Genomic DNA, 16293 nt, shown 5'->3' with positions numbered 1-16293 from the left:
TAGAGTACTCGGCTTTTAACCGATTAGTTCCGGGTTCGAATCCCGGGCGACCCATAAAATTAACATAATATTATTTATTGGATTAAAAGAAGGCGATCGCAGCATCCAAGAAATTTCTGCAATTCGGTAGGATAGGCATAGACTAATCCCAAACACCATTGTCATGGTAAAAACACTTCCACAGCATTGGACAATTCCCCTTCTGGAAAATGGCGACAAACTCAGCCTTTATGAATTTGAACGTCGCTACAACGCAATGCCTAACTTGAAAAAAGCCGAATTGATTGAGGGAAATGTCTACATACCTGCTGCTTTGCGTTTTAGAAGTCATGGTCAACCGCATGGTTGGATTATTGGTTGGTTGGTTAGCTACGAAGCCGCGACACCTGGTGTCGCTTTGGGAGTAAAACCCACTGTGCGCTTAGACTTAGATAACGAACCCCAACCAGATGCTATACTTCTCATCAACCCAGAAGCAGGTGGTCAAGCAAGGCTGAGTGAAGATGATTATATTGAAGGCGCACCAGAGTTAATTGTCGAAATTGCTGCTAGTAGTGTTGCTATCGACCTCCATGCTAAAAAACAAGCCTATCGTCGCAATGGAGTCAAAGAATATATCGTCTGGCAAGTACTTGATCGGAAATTGACCTGGTTCTATTTGGAACAGGGTGAGTATCTAGAGTTGCCTACTGATAGTAACGGTATTCTGCGAAGTCAAATTTTTCCAGGGTTGTGGTTAGGGGTTGCAGAATTATTAGCGGGGAATATGCAGTCCGTGTTGACAGTTTTACAAACAGGCTTGCAATCTCCTGAACACGCAGCATTTGTCCAGATACTAGAGCCTTTTGCCTGATGCGATCGCTTGTAGATTTGCCAAAATAGTTAGGAGTGCGATCGCTTTGAGATGACCATTTTGGATAGTGGGCTACCAGAGCTACTAACTGTAGGGTAACTAAATGTACAGCAACACAGAGTAACTATGGCGCATAGTACAGGAGTATAGAACATATTTATAGTAACGATGGCGTAAACTTTTTCAACATATATACACCACACTAGTTATAATTTCCTATAAGTTGAAAAAACTCTTAAGATTTAGCGTAATGATTACGCTTCTCTCAGACCGACTAGCTGACAACCACATTAGGAGGACTATCTATGGCGCTTGTACCACTGCGGCTGCTGTTGGATCACGCAGCTGAAAACGGTTACGGCATCCCAGCTTTCAACGTTAACAATTTGGAGCAGATTCAGGCGATCCTGAAAGCTGCTGTCGAGACAGATAGCCCCGTAATTTTACAAGCTTCACGCGGCGCTCGTAATTATGCAGGAGAAAACTTCCTCCGCCACCTGATTTTGGCAGCGGTAGAAACCTATCCTCACATTCCCATTGTCATGCACCAAGATCATGGTAATGCCCCTGCTACTTGCTACTCAGCAATTAAGAACAACTTCACCAGCGTGATGATGGATGGTTCTTTAGAAGCTGATGCTAAAACTCCCGCTAGCTTTGAATACAACGTCAATGTTACCCGCGAAGTTGTAAATGTAGCTCATGCTTTGGGTGTCAGTGTTGAAGGTGAACTCGGTTGTTTGGGTTCTCTAGAAACTGGTGCTGGTGAAGCTGAAGATGGTCACGGGTTTGAAGGTACACTCGACCACTCACAACTGCTAACCGACCCCGATGAAGCTGTTGACTTCGTAGAAGCAACCCAAGTAGATGCTTTGGCTGTTGCCATTGGCACAAGCCACGGTGCTTACAAGTTTACCCGCAAGCCGACTGGTGAAATTTTGGCCATCAGCCGCATTGAAGAAATTCACCGCCGTCTGCCTAACACCCACTTGGTAATGCACGGTTCTTCTTCTGTACCTGAAGATTTGCTTGCACTGATTAACCAGTATGGTGGTGCAATTCCTGAAACCTACGGTGTACCTGTAGAAGAAATCCAAAAAGGTATTAAGAGTGGTGTACGTAAAGTAAACATAGACACCGACAACCGTTTGGCTATTACTGCTGCTGTACGTGAAGCTTTGGCTAAAAAACCAGAGGAGTTTGACCCCCGTCACTTCCTCAAGCCTTCTATTACATATATGCAGAAGGTTTGTGCTGAACGCTATCAGCAATTTGGCACAGCTGGCAATGCAAGCAAGATTAAGCAAATTTCTTTGGAAGATTTTGCTGCTAAGTATGCTAAAGGTGAACTTAACGTTGTTACCAAATCAGCTGCTAAAGTTTAATTTTGACAGCAAATAAATAGGAGCATAGTCTTGCTATGCTCTTAAAAAACTAATGATTTTAATGTTGTCAGAAACCGGGTGTTTACCCGGTTTTTTGTTTTATTCAAAAAGGGTGGGAATGGGAAATGGGGAATTGGGAATTGGGCATTATTTATTACCTTCTTCGCTTCCTGCTCCCTTGCTTCTTCCCCAGTCCCTAGAACACCCGATGCTGTAAAGAGGGCATTTGACGACGGACTTGTTCGAGCCTAGTAGGTTTGATTTCTGCGATCGCAATTCCCGGTTTTTCTCCAGCATCGGCTAAAATGACACCCCAAGGGTCAATAATGACCGCGTGACCGTGGGTTAGACGACGGGCGTAGTTATTCCCTGTTTGGGCGGGAGCAATGACGTAGGCGGTATTTTCGATGGCTCTGGCTTGTAGTAGTACTTGCCAGTGGTCTTTACCTGTAAAGGCGGTAAAAGCGGCGGGAATAAAGATAATATCGGCTCCCTTATCTGCCAGATGACGATACAGTTCTGGAAATCGCACATCATAACAAATAGAAAGCCCTAAATTACCGAGCTTTTCTGAGAAATGGACGGGGGGTAATTGCGTACCAGCCACAACCGTGCTGGATTCGCGGTAGGTGTTGCCGTCAGGGACATTAACATCAAATAGGTGGACTTTGTAGTAGCGGGCAAGCTCTTGACCGCTGGGGTCGATGAGTAGAGTAGTGTTATAAACTTTGCCTGTATTATCTACAGGAAGTGGAAAGCTGCCGCCCAAGATGGTAATTTGAAAGCGTTGAGCCATTTTTTTGAGAAATTTTTCACTTTCAAGAGCGATCGCATCACCTTGTGCGAGTTTATCTTTTTCTTCTCCCATATAGGAAAAGTTTTCTGGCAAACCCACCAATTCAGCACCTTGACGCACGGCAAGCTCTATTAATTCTTCTGCCTGTGCCAAATTTTTGTGTAGATCGGGCACACTGGTCAATTGAATAGCGGCGGCTAAATAAGACTTCATAGATTCAACAACGAACAGTTGATTTATGGAAAAGAGATTATCAAAATATATCGCTACTTCAACATTTGTGGAACTTAATTAGAAATGCGTCAGCATTGCTTTTCTTTAACACACTGGTTTTATTACCGATCTTAATCTTCCTCTAGGTTCTAGCAAACTGAGCAAGATAAAGATTAGGTTGTGATCAAACCTTGATAAAAACTGTCTACTATGGATATTTCTATTCTCATTCAAACATTTATCGCTGTGTTTGTCTTGGCGGATGCTGTGGGCAATATACCGATTGTTTTAGTTTTGACTAAGGGCATGATGCCAGACCAAAGAAACAAAGTTATAGATAAAGCAATTATCATTGCGATCGCAGTTCTTTTGTTATTTGCCTTTGCAGGGCAAATAATTTTAAATTACTTGGAAATCAGTATCGGCTCTTTGCGAGTAGCAGGAGGAATATTGTTGCTATTAATTGCTTTGCAAATGCTGCGGGGAGAATTAGATCAGCCAATTATTGAAGAAGGACGCGATGTTGCAATTACTCCACTAGCTTTACCGCTGCTAGCAGGGCCGGGGACTTTGACGACGGTGATGTTGCTGATGTCGAAATCACAGAGTCCGCATATTGCTGTGGCGGTGGGTATCTTAGGCGCGATGTTTAGCACTTGGTTGATTTTGCGTTTAGCAAATCTGATTGACCGATGGATTGGTGCAGAAGGTGGAGTAATTGTGACTCAACTTTTGGGTTTTCTGTTGGCGGCGCTAGCAGTGGAAATTGGTAGTACGGGAATTAGGGAGTTGTTTTTGAGCTAGAAAACTCCTAAAAATATTCTGAAAGTGTATACAAATGTAAACAAGTTTGATCGACGGCAAATTTGCGCCTCTCAAACTTGTTTATGAAAATTAACTTTAAGTTAGAACACAATGGATAACTCAAGAGGATTTTATTGCCGATTGAGTTTCAAAGATGCTTTTCGAGAGTGGAAGCTAATGTAGTTTTAGGCACGGCGCCAACCACCATATCGACTTTTTGTCCACCCTTAAAAATCATTAATGTAGGAATGCTGCGGATGCCATATTGACTAGCAACATTAGGATTTTCATCTGTGTTGACTTTTACGACCTTTATTTGACCTTTGTACTGTTCGGAGATTTCATCGACAACAGGAGCTACCATACGGCATGGTCCGCACCAGGGTGCCCAAAAGTCAACTAAAACAGGTACATCGCTGTCGAGTACTTCTTGCTTGAAACTAGAATCGGTAACTTGTGCGGCTGTTGACATGCCTAAAACCTTCGCCAATAATATCTGAACTTGGTGAAAATTCTACCATAGCAAAAACCTCAGCTTGGGAGTGCGAGGATGTACATTTGCAAAGAAGCTCAAGAATTTATTTACAAACATAAGGAACCGCCCGAACAGTAGTCCGGGCGGAGTGTGGTGTGAGGAGTGAACGGAAACATGCGTCTCCGCTATATCTATTGTAAGCGACATATCGGATTTTTCCAGCAATTGTTTAGGCGACCAGAAAAATTTATTGAAGGATTAGGGATTACGATTAAAATAAATCTTTCCCAGTCCCCATTCCCTATTGCCTTATTTCCCCATACCTAATTGTTGAGCTTTTTGGTAAACTTTACCCTCGGTTAATAAAGAAGGTGCAATCACAACTTCCACTTGCTGCATTTCTTTAATATTTTTCGCTCCCAAAGTACCCATACTGGTCTTTAAGGCTCCTAAAAGATTGTGAGTGCCATCATCTAGTCCTGCTGGGCCAATGAGTATTTGCTCTAGGCTACCAGTGGTGGCAACGCGAATGCGAGTGCCACGGGGCAAAACTGGGCTAGGAGTCGCCATACCCCAATGATAACCTCTTCCAGGGGCTTCTGCGGCTCTGGCAAAGGGGGAGCCAATCATCACACCATCAGCACCACAGGCGATGCATTTGCAAATGTCGCCACCGGTGATTAAACCGCCATCAGCAATAATGGGAATATAGTTGCCAGTTTCCTTGTAGTAATCATCTCGTGCTGCGGCACAATCTGCGATCGCAGTTGCCTGCGGCACACCCACACCCAATACCCCACGAGAAGTACAAGCAGCACCCGGCCCAATTCCCACCAATACCCCAGCCGCCCCAGCTTTCAACAAATTCAACGTGACTTCGTAAGTCACGCAATTCCCCAACACCACGGGAATGGGCATGGAACGACAAAATTCTGCTAAATCGAGTGGTACTAAAGACTCTGGTGACAGATGTGCAGTAGAAACTACCGTAGCTTGAACAAAAAATAAATCTGCCCCAGCTTTTGCCACTACCTCACCGTATTTACTTGCACCGGCTGGAGTTGCACTCACCGCTGCAATGCCACCTTGTTGTTTAATTTCCTGAATACGTTGTTCAATTAATTCCGGCTTTATTGGTTCGGCATAGAGTTCTTGCATGAGGGCAACAAATTCATCTTTCCCCACAGAGGCAATCCGATCTAATATTGGCTCAGGGTCGGCATAGCGAGTTTGAATACCCTCTAAATTGAGGACACCTAATGCTCCTAGCTGTGACAAACGTACAGCCATACGAACATCTACTACACCATCCATAGCACTAGCAATTATCGGGATTTCTCGCTCAATATTGCCAATACGCCACTTAGTATCTGCCAAACTGGGGTCTAGTGTTCTATTACCAGGGGCTAGAGCAATTTCATCTATTCCGTAAGCTCTGCGAGCTGTTTTTCCCCGCCCAAGTTGAATTTCCACGCTTTAACTTTACTCAAATCTGTTTAAGCTAGGGTATCAAATTGTGGGGAAATTTGGGGCGTTTTTTTCCCGAACCATACAAGTAACTAGTGACAGCTGTCATTAGTCATTTGGATTTTGACCAATTCCAAAATCTAAAATTAGATTGATTACCGTTTATTTTTAGCGGCATCCACACCAGTGTAACCAGTTGCTAACCAAATTATCGCTCTAGCTCCATCACGAACAGATTTTTCGATAGATTCAGGGGGTTTTTCGGAAGGAACTGGCACTGGTTTTAAATAAATACCCCGACTGCCCAAAATAATTTCGCCGATGACACAAGCCCGACGCATGTGGAAGTCGGAAGTAATCAAATAAACGCTCTTAATGCCGCGAGCTTGCAAATCATCTACCAAAGTAGTAAAATTAGTAACTGTATCTACTGCTTCATAATCCAAGTGTAAACGTTGAGGATCAACACCAGCTTTGGTAAACACTCTTTGGGTGAATGTACGTGGGCTGCCGCCTGTAATCCAAATTGGTATATTTGGATGCTCGCGAACGAATTTTGCTGTAAATTTTTCGCGCTCTAAATGTCTCGTTGAACCACCTAACACTACAACTGCTTGCGGCTGCACAAATTGGTTTTGTACTTCTTTATATCCCCACCACATAAATATTGGTAGGACAAAAGCCATAAAGCGAAAAGATTTATTTGTAAAAAGTAGCTTATTCAAGGCTCAATAACTTAATTTACTTAATGCACAATTTTCTCTGGCTATAAGAAAAAACAATTGATAGTAGAGTAGCAAACTTCCCAAGAATCTGCCCAAATTCTGCCCAAATATAAATTTGGTTGTTTTTCGTGCAACAGCGCGATTAAGCGTGCCTGGAGTTTTTCCTCTAATTGATGGATTATCCTAACCGATATCGGACGATTCATCAAAGGGTTCTAACCACTTTATATAGTAGTTCTCAATTGCACGGAATCAGCAGCCAGTCGCGTGGACGGATATCCCGACTTGGGCAAACTGGCGTACCACTATTAAGCGCACAGCAATGCTCTTACCATATTAATTGCTGTATATATGAATTGTTTGAACATAACGGGACTGGTGCGACTTGAACGCACGACCTGACGCTTAGGAGGCGTCCGCTCTATCCAACTGAGCTACAACCCCAACTGCGAAGCATATATAATTATAGCAGTAGTTTTAGGGAGAATGCCAAAAATTATCCCATGAGCCGCCGCCTACTTCTAAACCACAAAGAAAACTTTCAGCTTTTAGAATTATTTTAGATTTTCTCCCATTTAGTTCTCGTAACTCTAAATTTAGTTTTCCTTGCATGGTGTCCCGGCAACAGTATCTTAAACCTTCTGCTGTGGGCGCACGTAGAGGTGTACCAGGTAAATCCGTGGTTCCTGTCAATTCAATTTCATAACTAGAGTTGCTAGCTTTCATTTGCCATCTGCCCCAAGGCTGAATTTCCCACTCTACTTGTGAATTCCAGGGAACGAATTCATAAAACTTGCCTTGATAATGCAGTCCAATCATTGCTACAGATTCCATCCACCACAGCACACCCCGCCGTCCACCGCCAGCAGTTAATGCTAAGTCGGGTTCGCCCTCGAAGCAATTACAGTTTATCCAAAACCATTTTTGGGGAAAAGCACCACCCCAATTTTTCTCTCCGTAGGCTGGGGCGTTAGTGAATTCGTAGATTTTGCCATTCCAGTCAATCTTCCCACTGGCTAGACCGTGAGCCATCAAAATTTGCCATCCAGGTTCAAAAATCTGCAAGAATGACAGCCAGCCTGCGGTTGATTGCTGAATGCCATTTTGATTGCCCCAACCGTATACTGGTTGAATTTCATACTGCCAACGGCAATAATTATTGGTGGCGCGTTCGCGAATTATTCCCTGATTCAAAGTGGCTGTGGCTTGATATCCCTCTTGAACGTGATACTCAAACTCTGCTGGCAGGAGGTATAGGGGAGAAACTTGCAAATTATTTTTACCCCAATGACCTAAACCTAAAACATCCCGACTACCCCAAAATTTGTTGACATCAGGAAAAGTACGGCAGAGGTATTCATCATCTGGGCCAAGGATTTGGGCTGCACCGCCGCTGTGAGGTTTACCGCCGATGGGATCTTCAATGGAGTACATAAAAGCGAATGTTTGCCCAATTTCCGGCAACGTGACGCGGTAATACCAGCCTTCAAAGAAGCGACGGCTACTGCCATCCCAGTGATAACCAGAATGGGGCGTTTGGGTTGATTGGAGAGGATTTTTGGGAATAGTTAACATAGATTTATCTAACTGCCGATTTTTTCAGTATGCGCGATCGCTTCGATATCAATGATGCTTATGAAATTCTTGGGCTGAAACCCGGTGCGTCTCAAGCACAGGTGAAGCGAACTTACCGTAAACTGGTGAAAATTTGGCATCCTGATCGCTTTGTCGAGCAAAGACAAAAACAGGAAGCTGAGGAAAAAATCAAATTAATCAACGCAGCTTACAACAGGCTCAAATCTGAAATTCCATCTGAGCCTCCTATTCCTGAAAATCCATCTTCATCTTCGCCTAAAAATCCCCCAAAAATATCCGTCAATCGTTGGGATGCAGAAACTTTCTATACTTTAGGAGTAGAAAATGCTACACAAGGAAGATATGAGGATGCGATCGCAGATTTTACTCACGCAATTCGTCTCAATCCTCATTATATTGAGGCATATAAATATCGTGGGCTAGTTTGCTCACAATTGGGATACGAATATAGAGCCGCTTCAGATTTAAATAAAGCTGCACAAATAGAAGAAGAGTTAAGAAATCCGGGCGCTGCACGTAGATCGCGATCGCCTAGATATGTATCAAAACCTAAACCTCTGGTAGAAAGATTTTGTCAGAGGATAAAAAGTTTACTGCGGCTAAATCGGCGTTGGAGATAAGCAGCGAATATAGTTGAAGACCTAGAGATGGAGTTAGATAATACTTGTACTTGGGAATACTAAGTGTAGTAAGACTTGCTGCTAATTTCTTAGTATTCATCGTATGAGCGATCGCGTTGACATAAATCATGTTTACAATATCCTGGGGTTGAAACCAGGTGCATCTGTTGATGAGGTCAAGCAAGCTTACCGCCAGATGGCTAAGACTTGGCATCCAGATTGTTTTATTGAACCGCAGCAAAAGCTAGAAGCGGAAGAAAAAATCAAAGAAATCAATCAAGCTTATGCAAGGTTAAAATCTTATCAGCCAAATGAGACAAATCAATCTGCTTCCACTTCTACCAAAATTGATTTCACTGCATCTAATGCTGAAAGTTTCTACAAACTGGGCATGGAGAAAGCTCAAAGAGGAAAATATACTGAAGCAATAGAATACTTTACCCAAGCGATCCGTCTCAACCCCAACTACTTTGAAGCCTACAAATACCGAGGGCTTGCTTGCTCAAAATTAGGATATGAAAATAGGGCTTGGTCAGATTTCAAAAATGCTAAAGAACTGGAACTGAAACAGGAAAAAGCACCACCTAAACCTACATCGCCACCGCCACCCAAACCTACATCACCACCGCCGCCACCGCCAAAGCAAGCAACACCCCCACCACCACCCAAACCTACATCACCACCGCCGCCACCGCCAAAGCAAGCAACACCCCCACCACCAACACCTGTATCACAGTCTCAAACTTCACCGTGGAAATGTGTACACACCCTGACTCATCTAAACTGGGTTTTTGCAACTGCAATCAGTCCAGATGGGCAAACTTTGGCTAGTGGAAGTAGTGATAATACTATCAAAATTTGGCATCTCGACACAGGTAAATTACTACATACTCTCACTGGACATAGAAAATGGGTAAGATGCCTAGCCTTTAGCCCAGATAGCCAAACTCTGGTTAGTGGCAGCGATGACAGTAGTATGATGATTTGGCAAGTGTCTACAGGTAAATTACTCAACACGCTCAAAGTACATTCAACCTCAGTTTTTTGTGTAATCATTAGTCCAGATGGTCAGACTGTCCTGAGTGGCGGTAGAGACACCACTATCAAGATTTCCCATATAGACATGGGACAATTGCTGCACGTCCTCAAAGGTTATTCTTACTTGGTTTACTCCCTTGCCATTTGCCCAAAGCAGCAAATTTTAGTCAGTGGTAGTGCAGACAATAGCATTAAACTGTGGAATTTGAAGAGTAACAAACTGCTGCGAACTATCAATGGGCATTCAGGTTACGTGACTTGTGTCGCCATTAGCCCTGATGGACAAATTTTAGCTAGTGGCAGTTATGACCAGACTATCAAGTTATGGAATATCAATACAGGTAAGCTAATTAACACACTTGCTGGACATCACAGTTATGTTTGGTCTGTTGCTTTTAGCCCCGATGGTCAAAATCTTGCCAGTGCTAGCGCAGACTACACCATAAAGTTATGGCACATTAGCACTGGACAACAACTCTACACGCTGGGCAACCATTCAGATTGGGTTAACTCTGTCGCTTTCAGTCCTGATGGCAAAACTTTGGTTAGTGGTAGTCGAGATATGACCATCAAGCTTTGGCGCTGCGATATCTAACAACAAATTAAAAATTTAGAGAATTGAAGCAAATTGCTAGATTTTTTGATCGATGCATTAATTGACAGTTTGATAACATCCATCTTTGGGATACTCTTTCTCTTGATTAAGTATTAACTCTCTAAAGATTAAGTATTAACTCCCTGGAGATAGAGCCACTTGTTTGAGAGCAAAAGTTATTCTGAGATTACCAACAGTTGAGTAGCAAATAAAACTCAATATTTATCAGCAACATATATTTTCAGTTCATTAAAACCTCTTGTTTTTAGAAAGCTTTAGTTTGTCAATTTCCTATTTGAGGAGTGAAATCAATGTCTATTCCTAATGAACGCGAAAGCAAAAACAGTGAAGTTAGGCAAGAATCTTACACTGATATTAATGGCAATACTCAGACCCATTTCACACAAACCACTGAAACAGTTAAGAACAATACAACTAATCCCAACTCTTACACTAACGGTTACGTACATGGTCGAAATGTTGAGCGTAGCTACCAGCAAGCAGATTTAGCCCAGCGTGATGAAAACAATGCTAGTGGTGGTTTGTTGTTGGGTATTATTATTACTTCCCTGCTTGGTTTGGTTATAGGTGGGGTTTGGTACTTCAACCAGCAGAATAACGCAGCAGTTAACAATGCTGTGCCGGTTGTGGTTCCTGTACCGAGTAAGAGTGATCCAACTCCCAGTGCATCTCCTCAACCACAAACGAAGATAATCGAAAGCATTAAGGAAGTCCCTGTACCTTTTGCTGTTCCTGTTCCTCAACAGCAAGTTACACCTCCATCTCCACCTCGCCAACCGGATATTAACATTACTATTCCACCCCAGCAGCCTGCGGCAGAAAAAGCACCTTCTGTAACCCAGCCAGCTCCTAAAGCGGCACAAAGTCCGGCGACGAGTCCAACTACTAATACTCCGGCTTCGCAGAACGATAGTTCTACTAATACTGTTGCTCCTGGTACAAAAAGTGACACCTCTAAAAGTACTACACCTCAAGGAGTAGACCAGTCAAACAGTACATCTAATAGCGATTCTTCTACCGCAGGCGCTTCTGGTCAATAAAGGCTTCTGAACTTTCAGCCCACTTGGTAATGTTGGCGTGAATGCCAACATTACCAAGTGGAACAAATTTTAAGCAATATTTCGGAATTGTTGCGATAAATTAATGGTATTCAAGTTTAGTAAACGTGTCTTGTAGCTAAACAAACACAATGCTAGATTAAGACCAAGGTACAAACAGGTTAAAAGTTAAACAAAAACTTTCAAGTTAGAGCCTGTGCCTCCTGCTCTAATCTTATCGCGATCGCTCTGAAGTTGTGACATCCATTGAATGTGTTTTTGCCTTAAGTTCAATGAGTTCGTTTTGGAGGTTTTAAGACGCACAGCCAGAAAATGCCTGCCTAGTTGGAATATTAAGGATGTGCAATTCTGAGTAAAGCGATCGCGAATACTGTCCACCTTAGTTGAGTTACTTACTTCTGAATTTTCCAATCTTCAAGGAACCGCCCTAAGCTGCTGATATTTATCCATCGTAGCTTCAGGCGGTTTCTGCTTTGAGTTTTATGCATTTGAAATTACACTCTGATCGGTTAGGTTTGTCATTTGTCTTTTGTCTTTTGTCCTTTGTCCTTTGTCCTTTGTCCTTTATTTAGACCAATGACCAATGACTAATGACCAATTAAAGTAATTACAGTTACTTCAGGCGGACAAAATAAGCGTCCTGGTTTATAAGTTCCTAAACCACGATTGACATATAGTTGATTTTCTTCCACCTGATGAAACCCTTGCGCCCACTCCCAATATCGGACTACTTTCGAGCAGTCTCCTAAGAAAAATGTTACCCAACGCCGTAATTTTTTGGGAATTTGTTTGAGGAGCTTTTTGTAATAGAGTACTAGAGGGCCAATGCCCGGAATGACGATATGACCACCGTGGGTATGACCAGATAGTTGCAAATCTACGCGCCATTGTTGCAATATCTTAGCTGTATCTGGGTTATGAGATAAAACGATGCGCGGTGTAAGCGAATCTAGTTGATTCATCACTGGTGCGGGGTAAAATTCCCGTGACCAATAATCAGCTAGTCCTACCAATGGTAATTCTTTTCCTAATGGATAGGCAATTTCATTCCAAAGCACATGCACCCCAATGCTGGTTAGCGCTTGTGTAACTTCTGCTTTGGAGTGGCTGTAATAGATATCGTGGTTCCCAAGTACTGCGTAGATACCACAGCGACTTTGCAGATGCTTGAGTCGAAGCACCAATTGATGAATTGGTGTGGGATCGTCAGTTACGTAGTCACCAGTTAATAGAATTAAATCTGGTTCAGTTTCATTGGTAAGTGCGATCGCTTTTTCTAACATCTCTTCCGACAGTCGCAAACCATCGTAGTGAAAATCTGACAACTGTACTAATGTTGTACCTTGTAAAGATGCAGGAAGTTCCGCAATCTTAACCGTTATTTTATCTACTCTTAAATGTCCCGTAAACAACCAATGCATAAGTTAACCGATACTCCTCATACCAGCGTTTACAGCTTACCAAAAATAAAAATGTAACTTGATAAAATGCAATAATTTATGTCATCTACTTCAGATACAATTAATTCATTGATTTAAATTTTGGCGATGAAAGTAGCAGGTTCTGCCTGAATTTGCAGACACTCATTAGCCAAAGTACCTGCTGAAATTGCGTTCTTTTTTGTTAAATTTGAAATTACTTACTCACCTTGTAGGGTGATTATAGTAACTTCTGGGCGGCAAAATAAGCGTCCTGGGAGGTAAGTTCCCAAACCACGATTGATATATAGCTGATTTTTACCTAGCCGATGCAAACCCTGGGCCCATTCCCAATGGTTGACTACAGAAACATTTACTTCTAGAAATGGGAATCGACGCCTCACTTTTCTGGGTATTTTTTTTACAAGCTTTTCGTAAAGCAACGCCGCAGGGCCAATTCCGGGAATCACGATTTGACCACCGTGAGTATGACCAGATAATTGTAAATCAACTCGCCATGTTTGTAATATCTCCGCAGTATCTGGGTTGTGGGATAAAACAATGCAGGGTGTATCGGGGTTTAGCTGGTTCATAATTGGTGCGGGGTGAAACTCCCGTGACCAATAATCAGCCAGTCCAACGAGTGGGAATTCTTTTCCTAGTGGATAGGCAATTTCGTTCCAAAGTACGTGAATGCCAATGCTAGTAAGGGCTTCTGTTACTTCTGCTTTTGCCTGTTTATATATATCGTGATTGCCAAGGATAGCATAGATACCACTGCGACTTTGCAAATGTTTGAGTCGAAGTACCAGTTGGTGAATTGGTGTCGGATCGTCAGTTACGTAGTCCCCAGTTAATAAAATTAAATCTGGTTTAGCTTCGTTAGTAAGTGCGATCGCTTTTTCTAACATCTCTTCCGACAGCCGCAAACCATCGTAATGAAAATCTGACAACTGCACCAGCTTTTTACCTTGTAACGATGCAGGCAATCCTGCAATGTTAACCGTCAATGCTTCTGTACTCAACGGCCCAGATAACAACCAATGCATAAGACGTTCAATAAACTTCAATCATAGCGCTTACAGCTTAACGAAACATTGTCAGTTCGTGTACAGCGACCAGTGCAAGTTGTTGAAAATTTTATGAAACCTGTGGATTTTAGCTTATTTATACTTATTTAAATCAGACGTAAGTTTGGTGTTAATTTATGTCAGAGTATAGTGCATTTCTGTGAAAATCAGGGGGATAGTAATTCATGTTACGTATATAAATCAACTATACGGTCAAAGTTTATTTATTTGGGTATACTATGTTACGTACTATTGCATTGAAGCAAAACACCTAAAGTTGTTTATGTCATCATCATTAGAGCCACAATTCATCCAGGATTTTACCCACTTTGAGCAGCACGTAGCAAAACTAATCCATAAAGCAGATTGGACAGTTGAAACTGCAAAGACCAATCAACCTGGCTACGATCTAGTAGTTAAAAAAGGAAACCTAGTTGGTGTTGTTCAGGTTAAATGGCTAAAAAGTAACGTAACAGCGCCACAGCTTTTAAAGTTTGCTGACTTTTTAGATTCTGACGAAGGCAAAAAATTTAATTTTGGTTGGTTTATAACTACAAAAGGATTTGGCGGCCCAGCATTGGCATTAATGAGAACCTGGGGTAAAGATACTAAAGTTCGCTGTGGGATTGCCGATGAAAATAAACTGGTTGCCATTAATGGCACTAATCCTCCTGAGCCTCCGCGAGAACCTCAAAAAAAAGTTTATTTTGGAGTTTTTACCTGTAAAGGCGGAGTAGGAAAAACAACTGTAGCAGGTCATTTAGCAGGAGCATTAGCGCTGCAAGGATTTAATGTAGCACTTGTGGATTTAGACCCAGAACAAAATCTGCAAAAATTAGTAGGTGATGGGGTTTTTGTTCCCAATCCTAAAGGGGTAGGTACAACTATTCAAGTTTTTGATGGAAATGATTGGCATGAAGATGCTGCCCGTGACTGTCAAATAGTAATTTGCGATTGCTCGCCAGCATTAGAGCGTAATCCCTCAGAGCTAGTTAAGCGATTAGATTATTGTATTATCCCAACAACCTTCAATCCACTGGGAATAAGCAAGCACGGTAAAGTTATTCAAGATACTGTTAGAGAAATACGTGAAATCAATAATTTAGCTCATTTATTTGTACTAGTTAACAACTTTAAAGATCCTGGTATTAAACGCTTAAGGCTTCTTAAAGAAGTCTATTCTAATGCTTATAAAGAAATTAGTAAAATAGATAAAAAATTTCATTGTATAGATCCAGAAGAAGTTTGCATTCGGACTAGCGACCTACTTTACTACTGGGGTATACATATACTCGAAAATCCAGAAAATCCTGCCAGTAGATTAGCTTTTGATCTAGTTGGTGGAAGATGCTACCCGCGTGAAGATTTTATCAACTTAGCAGATTACATTGAAAGAGAAGCTGGTATAGGAATTCTTAGAGCTAGTTAAAACTGTTAAGATAATTTTACACTTAGCGATCGCTAATCTTCTTATAAAATTTTTACCAATATCTGTCCCAAAATCGAGCCTAATACAGAAATTCCCCTCTAACCTGACGGTGTAGAGAGGTTAGAAGGAACGTCCTAATGCACTTAACAATGGAGGGAGCCTGGGGTTCGGTCTGTATTGGACTCTACTGATATGAGAACCTCTATGATTACAAAACAGCGCCAGACTTATCACAGACTGGCGCTATTTTTTTAATTTAATTCACAGTTAAAAATAGTTAAAAGAATTTGCTAAATCTTTGTCATTCATTCACCGCATTTTTTTATACAGCACTGCGGTTGGTTAATAAATTCCACAAGAAAACTGCGACAATTGCACCAAGAACTGCTACTGCAATACCTGGAATGCTGAGACTAGGAGCTGCTAGAGATAAAGTTCCCGTACTGAAAAATACACCTAAACTACCGCCAACAAAAGCACCGATGATTCCTAACAATATGGTTCCTAGAATTCCGCCACCTTGATGACCAGGGTAGATAGCTTTTGCGATCGCACCAGCAATTAGACCTAAAACAATCCAAGCAAGAATATTCATTGTTGTTAAGTTGGTAAACGTTTTTGACTTACAAGAACATATTAACGATCTTCATTTCTAACTTAATCTACCATCAGAATTAATTATGAATATCCATTAGGAATAGTTTAATTGCTACTAGATTTTTTAATATAT

The 16293-nt window shown here is 41.9% G+C and carries 16 protein-coding genes and 1 tRNA gene; 7 read left to right on the top strand and 10 right to left on the bottom strand.

The genetic code is table 11. The annotated features are described in order from the left end of the window. Positions 1–163 precede the first annotated feature (163 nt). Entirely contained in the window at positions 164–853 is a 690-nt protein-coding gene (locus RMY16_RS19910; protein WP_322737854.1) for a Uma2 family endonuclease, read from the top strand. 305 nt (positions 854–1158) lie between these two features. Then, positions 1159–2238, top strand: coding sequence for a class II fructose-bisphosphate aldolase (fba, locus tag RMY16_RS19905; protein ID WP_012411833.1), 1080 nt, complete (start codon positions 1159–1161; stop codon positions 2236–2238). Between the two features lie 196 nt (positions 2239–2434). Here the strand turns inward: fba and RMY16_RS19900 are convergent, their stop codons facing one another. Continuing rightward, positions 2435–3247, bottom strand: coding sequence for a carbon-nitrogen hydrolase family protein (locus RMY16_RS19900; protein WP_322667744.1), 813 nt, complete (start codon positions 3245–3247; stop codon positions 2435–2437). A gap of 210 nt (positions 3248–3457) precedes the next feature. On the opposite strand from RMY16_RS19900, the gene RMY16_RS19895 reads away from it, so the two are divergent. Then, positions 3458–4051: a MarC family protein gene (locus RMY16_RS19895; protein WP_322737853.1), complete on the top strand. Its 594-nt coding sequence runs from the start codon at positions 3458–3460 to the stop codon at positions 4049–4051. A gap of 148 nt (positions 4052–4199) precedes the next feature. On the opposite strand, the gene trxA is transcribed toward RMY16_RS19895, so the two are convergent. The 5 genes from trxA to RMY16_RS19870 form a co-directional block, all read right to left on the bottom strand. Then, the gene (gene trxA, locus RMY16_RS19890; RefSeq protein ID WP_104909616.1) at positions 4200–4523 is read right to left on the bottom strand and encodes a thioredoxin; all 324 of its coding nucleotides are present in this window, start codon (positions 4521–4523) and stop codon (positions 4200–4202) included. Between the two features lie 312 nt (positions 4524–4835). Continuing rightward, the gene (locus RMY16_RS19885; RefSeq protein ID WP_322667742.1) at positions 4836–5999 is read right to left on the bottom strand and encodes a GuaB3 family IMP dehydrogenase-related protein; all 1164 of its coding nucleotides are present in this window, start codon (positions 5997–5999) and stop codon (positions 4836–4838) included. Between the two features lie 149 nt (positions 6000–6148). Next, the gene (locus tag RMY16_RS19880; RefSeq protein WP_099101842.1) at positions 6149–6679 is read right to left on the bottom strand and encodes a YdcF family protein; all 531 of its coding nucleotides are present in this window, start codon (positions 6677–6679) and stop codon (positions 6149–6151) included. A 409-nt stretch (positions 6680–7088) separates the two neighbouring features. Then, positions 7089–7162 (bottom strand) — tRNA-Arg (locus RMY16_RS19875). A 33-nt stretch (positions 7163–7195) separates the two neighbouring features. Continuing rightward, the gene (locus RMY16_RS19870; protein WP_322737852.1) at positions 7196–8293 is read right to left on the bottom strand and encodes a tocopherol cyclase family protein; all 1098 of its coding nucleotides are present in this window, start codon (positions 8291–8293) and stop codon (positions 7196–7198) included. A gap of 29 nt (positions 8294–8322) precedes the next feature. Here RMY16_RS19870 and RMY16_RS19865 point away from each other — a divergent pair, with 29 nt between their 5' ends. The 3 genes from RMY16_RS19865 to RMY16_RS19855 all read left to right on the top strand — a co-directional run bounded on the left by RMY16_RS19865 (position 8323) and on the right by RMY16_RS19855 (position 11628). Further along, complete coding sequence (locus RMY16_RS19865; RefSeq protein ID WP_322737851.1) at positions 8323–8934, top strand: J domain-containing protein; 612 nt, start codon at positions 8323–8325, stop codon at positions 8932–8934. Between the two features lie 103 nt (positions 8935–9037). Beyond that, complete coding sequence (locus RMY16_RS19860; protein ID WP_322737850.1) at positions 9038–10567, top strand: DnaJ domain-containing protein; 1530 nt, start codon at positions 9038–9040, stop codon at positions 10565–10567. Between the two features lie 311 nt (positions 10568–10878). Beyond that, on the top strand, positions 10879–11628 hold the full coding sequence (locus tag RMY16_RS19855) for a hypothetical protein (RefSeq protein WP_322667739.1): 750 nt from the start codon (positions 10879–10881) through the stop codon (positions 11626–11628). A gap of 186 nt (positions 11629–11814) precedes the next feature. Here the strand turns inward: RMY16_RS19855 and RMY16_RS19850 are convergent, their stop codons facing one another. From RMY16_RS19850 to RMY16_RS19840, 3 genes are all read right to left on the bottom strand, one after another. Continuing rightward, complete coding sequence (locus RMY16_RS19850; protein ID WP_322737849.1) at positions 11815–12057, bottom strand: hypothetical protein; 243 nt, start codon at positions 12055–12057, stop codon at positions 11815–11817. A gap of 176 nt (positions 12058–12233) precedes the next feature. Then, positions 12234–13067, bottom strand: a complete 834-nt coding sequence (locus RMY16_RS19845) for a metallophosphoesterase (protein ID WP_322737848.1) — start codon at positions 13065–13067, stop codon at positions 12234–12236. 218 nt (positions 13068–13285) lie between these two features. Beyond that, positions 13286–14113, bottom strand: a complete 828-nt coding sequence (locus RMY16_RS19840) for a metallophosphoesterase (protein ID WP_322737847.1) — start codon at positions 14111–14113, stop codon at positions 13286–13288. A gap of 304 nt (positions 14114–14417) precedes the next feature. On the opposite strand from RMY16_RS19840, the gene RMY16_RS19835 reads away from it, so the two are divergent. Next, positions 14418–15563 carry an AAA family ATPase gene (locus RMY16_RS19835; protein WP_322737846.1) on the top strand — a complete coding sequence of 382 codons (1146 nt, stop codon included), beginning with the start codon at positions 14418–14420 and terminating at the stop codon, positions 15561–15563. Positions 15564–15885: 322 nt separating this feature from the next. On the opposite strand, the gene RMY16_RS19830 is transcribed toward RMY16_RS19835, so the two are convergent. Then, entirely contained in the window at positions 15886–16158 is a 273-nt protein-coding gene (locus RMY16_RS19830) for a GlsB/YeaQ/YmgE family stress response membrane protein (RefSeq protein ID WP_185584679.1), read from the bottom strand. Positions 16159–16293 lie beyond the last annotated feature (135 nt).

This window comes from Nostoc sp. DedQUE12b, assembly GCF_034530835.1.
Taxonomy (GTDB): domain Bacteria; phylum Cyanobacteriota; class Cyanobacteriia; order Cyanobacteriales; family Nostocaceae; genus Nostoc.
This window is presented reverse-complemented; position numbering and strand designations above follow the sequence as displayed.